Source organism: Streptomyces sp. NPDC058964, assembly GCF_042741275.1.
Classification (GTDB): Bacteria; Actinomycetota; Actinomycetes; order Streptomycetales; family Streptomycetaceae; genus Streptomyces.
On record NZ_JBHYKH010000737.1, the window covers coordinates 1 to 3,355 of the forward strand.

5 protein-coding genes are annotated in these 3,355 nt (G+C 69.4%); 1 reads left to right on the plus strand and 4 read right to left on the minus strand.

The annotated features are described in order from the left end of the window. Positions 1-98: 98 nt before the first annotated feature. The gene (locus tag ACFW2E_RS43925) at positions 99-992 is read right to left on the minus strand and encodes an NYN domain-containing protein (RefSeq protein WP_384476904.1); all 894 of its coding nucleotides are present in this window, start codon (positions 990-992) and stop codon (positions 99-101) included. Positions 993-1,186: 194 nt separating this feature from the next. Here ACFW2E_RS43925 and ACFW2E_RS43930 point away from each other — a divergent pair, with 194 nt between their 5' ends. Then, the gene (locus ACFW2E_RS43930; protein ID WP_184968404.1) at positions 1,187-1,339 is read left to right on the plus strand and encodes a hypothetical protein; all 153 of its coding nucleotides are present in this window, start codon (positions 1,187-1,189) and stop codon (positions 1,337-1,339) included. Between the two features lie 78 nt (positions 1,340-1,417). Here ACFW2E_RS43930 and ACFW2E_RS43935 read toward each other — a convergent pair whose 3' ends face one another. From ACFW2E_RS43935 to ACFW2E_RS43945, 3 genes are all read right to left on the minus strand, one after another. Continuing rightward, entirely contained in the window at positions 1,418-2,023 is a 606-nt protein-coding gene (locus ACFW2E_RS43935) for a MarC family protein (RefSeq protein WP_384476908.1), read from the minus strand. Between the two features lie 54 nt (positions 2,024-2,077). Then, positions 2,078-2,935 carry a PHP domain-containing protein gene (locus ACFW2E_RS43940; protein WP_384476911.1) on the minus strand — a complete coding sequence of 286 codons (858 nt, stop codon included), beginning with the start codon at positions 2,933-2,935 and terminating at the stop codon, positions 2,078-2,080. A gap of 109 nt (positions 2,936-3,044) precedes the next feature. Next, positions 3,045-3,355, minus strand: a 311-nt coding sequence (locus ACFW2E_RS43945) for a DUF6758 family protein (protein ID WP_384476914.1), incomplete at its 5' end; no start/stop codon positions are given.

Sequence of the window (3,355 nt, forward strand, 5' to 3'; positions counted from 1 at the left end):
AGGATGTCTTGGAGTGACAGACCTCTTCTACGGCAGCTCCGCTGCTTTGCCTACGGCTTTGACAAGCGGCCCCAGGCCTTAACTGAACGGCGTTGGGGCTAGTACTGCTTCTGCAGGTGCTCCCAGAAGCCGTCCCGCAGTGCGCGACGCAGGTCCGCCTGGCCGCGCAGGGAGTACTGGAGCAGGCCCTCGGCCTCGACGAGCAGATCCTGATCGACGGAGCCGGGCAGATAGGGATGTCCGGGCAGCAGCTCCACCAGGGCGTCCCGGCCGCGCGCGGACAGCCACTTCGCGGCGATCTGCGCGCCGACGAAGCGGACGTCCTCGCGGCTCGGCCGGTTGGCGGTGCTCTCGTAAGCGGGCGCGGTGCGCCGGGAGACGTACGGCTTGAAGAAGTCGAGGTCGAAGGTGCGCTGGCTGTCGACCTCCCAGAGCAGCGGCTCCGCCTGGTTGCGTCCCTCGGGGGCCTCGATGCCCCAGAGGTGGACGCGGGCGCCGTACCCCTGCGCCGCCTCCACCGCGGACACCAGGTCCTCGTCGCCGCCGATGAGAGCCGCGTCGCTGATGGCGCGGTGACGGGCGAGCGACTCCAGGTCGGAGCGGATGAGTGAATCGACGCCCTTCTGCTGGTTGTTGGCGTTGAGGTTGCCGAGGCGGACCTTCACGTCGGGGAGTTCCGCGATGGACTGCTGCTCGGCGGTGTGGATGCGGCGCCGGGCGCCGTCGTACCAGTAGACCCGTAGCAGCCTGCTGTCCGCGAAGATCGTGCGGGCGCGGTCGATGAGCGCCTCGATCAGGCCCTCGGCATCGAGGTCGAAGGCGCGGCGGTCCTCGGTCCCGGCCACCAGCCGGCCCGCGGCCGCGTACAGGTACCCCGCGTCGACGAAGATCGCATGGGTCGAGGGCGTCTTCGCCACTTCGGCGAGCATGCGCTGCAGCAGCTCGTTCGTGCGGTCGATGCGGGCCCGGAGGGCCGCGAGGTCGTCGTTCATCGCCTCCATTGTCCCGGCGGTCACGCTGCGAACACAACCGGTCCCGGTCAGTCTCGCGACGACCAGTTACCAGTAGGTAATTAGTCGTTCGAAAAATTTCTTTAGCGTAGGGAATGTTTGTAACACGCAGCCCGTTGACTACTCACGTAGCCAGTAGTTCTCCTCAGGAGGATGACCAGACGAAGGGAGAGGCCATGCGCTTCGAAATCATGCGACTCGACGAGGTCGACGGCACCACCGTGGACAGCACCGTCGTGGACGCCGCCTCCGTCAACCGGATCGTTCAGCAGGCCGCCGCCATCGGGCAGCGGCTGTGGATCCGACCGGCCGAGACCACGGCCTCGTAACAGACGCGGATCACCGCAGAAGCTTCGAAACCCCCGTACGGCACGGATGCCGTACGGGGGTTTCGCGCATCCGGCGGCTCAGGTGCCCTTGATCACCTGAGTGATGCCGTTGATGATCTGCTGCACCGCGATCGCGGAGAGCATCATGCCCGCGAGCCGCGTCACCAGGACCACGCCGCCGTCCTTGATCACCCGGATGATCAGCAGCGAGTAGCGCATCACCAGCCACAGGACGACATGGATGGCGAGGATCGCCGACCACACCGACACCTGCGTGGCCACGCTGTCGGCCTTCTGGACGGCCAGGATGACGGACACGATCGCGCCCGGCCCGGCCAGCAGCGGCATGCCCAGCGGGACGAGCGCGACGTTGACGTCCTTGGTCTGCTGGGGCTCGTCCGTCTTGCCGGTGAGCAGGTCGAGCGCGATGAGCAGGAGCAGCAGTCCGCCCGCGATCATCAGCGCGGGGACGGAGACGTGCAGATAGTCCAGGATCTGGTGGCCGAGCAGCCCGAAGACGGCGATCACGCCGCCGGCCACGCAGACGGCCTGCAACGCCATCCGCTTCTGCACCTTGGCGGGGCGGCCGGCGGTCAGGGCGAGGAAGATCGGAGTGATCCCGGGGGGATCCATGATGACGAAAAGCGTCAGGAAGAGGGAGCCGAAGACGGCGACGTCGAACATGCGTGAGGAGGCCTTGCGGGAAAGAAGGTGAAGGTGGGCGTGCGAGGGCGGGCCTCAGGCTCCGCCGGTCCCCGGCACCGGGAACGCCCCCGTGGCCCGCCGCGTGATCTCCCCGTACACCTCGGGGTCCGTCGTGTACTGGCCCAGCGCCACGTTCTTGCGGCTGCCGTGGTAGTCCGAGGCCCCCGTGACGAGGAGTCCCAGGTCGGCGGCGAGCCCGCGCAGGCGCGTCCGGGCTTCGGCGTCGTGGTCCATGTGGTCGACCTCGATGCCGTCCAGTCCGGCGGCGGCCATCTCGGCGATGGCGGCCTCGGGGACCGTGCGTCCCCGCTTGGCGGCCGCCGGGTGCGCGAAGACGGTGACGCCACCCGCACCCTTGACCAGCCGGATCGCCTCGAAGGGGTCGGTCTCGTGCTTCTCCACGAAGGCCCGGCCGCCGTCGGCCAGCCACTGCTCGGTGAACGCGTCGCTCACCGTGGGCACGACACCGAGCTCGACGAGCGCGGAGGCGACGTGCGGACGTCCGACGGAGCCGTTGCCGGCGATGCGCGAGACCTGCTCCCAGGTGACCGGCACACCCAGCTCGTTCAGCTTGACGACCATGGCCTTGGCCCGCGGCACCCGGTCGTCCCGGACCAGCTCGCGCTCGGCGAGCAGGGCGGGCTCCTCGGGGTCGAAGAGGTAGGCCAGCATGTGCATGGAGACACCGTCGATACGGCAGGACAGCTCGGCGCCGGTGACCAGGGTCAGCCCCCGGGGCAGCGCGGCGACGGCCTCCGCGTACCCGCGGGTGGTGTCGTGGTCGGTCAGCGCGACGACGTCCAGACCGGCCGCGGCGGCGTTGCGCACCAGCTCGGCCGGGGTGTCCGTGCCGTCGGAGGCCGTGGAGTGGCAGTGCATGTCGATGCGCACGACGCGGACTCCAGGCGGTGACGGGACGGAAGGGGACACCTAAGGATAGCGGGCGTCCAGGGGTGCCCTGTCACACCCGTATCCGGGTTGCGCCCCCTACATGTGATGCTCAGGGTCCCAGCAGTCTGGGCGACAGCGCCCCGCAGGGCACGAGCTCCGCCTCGGCCCCGGCCTCCCGCAGATCCGTCAGCACCAGTTCGTCGTACATGATCAGCCCGGTCTGCTCCGGCCACACCACCGCCCACAGCCACAGCCCGAGCGCCTCGCCCGCGAAGACGGCGCGGTCGGTTGGGGAGCCGGTGACATGCCACAGCGGCGTGGGCCGCCCGGCGGCCAGGACCTTGACCTGGGGCGGCTTCTCGACGTTCATGTACGGACCCGGGTCCGGGCCGTCGATGCCCGCGTAGCGCGCGCCGAGGC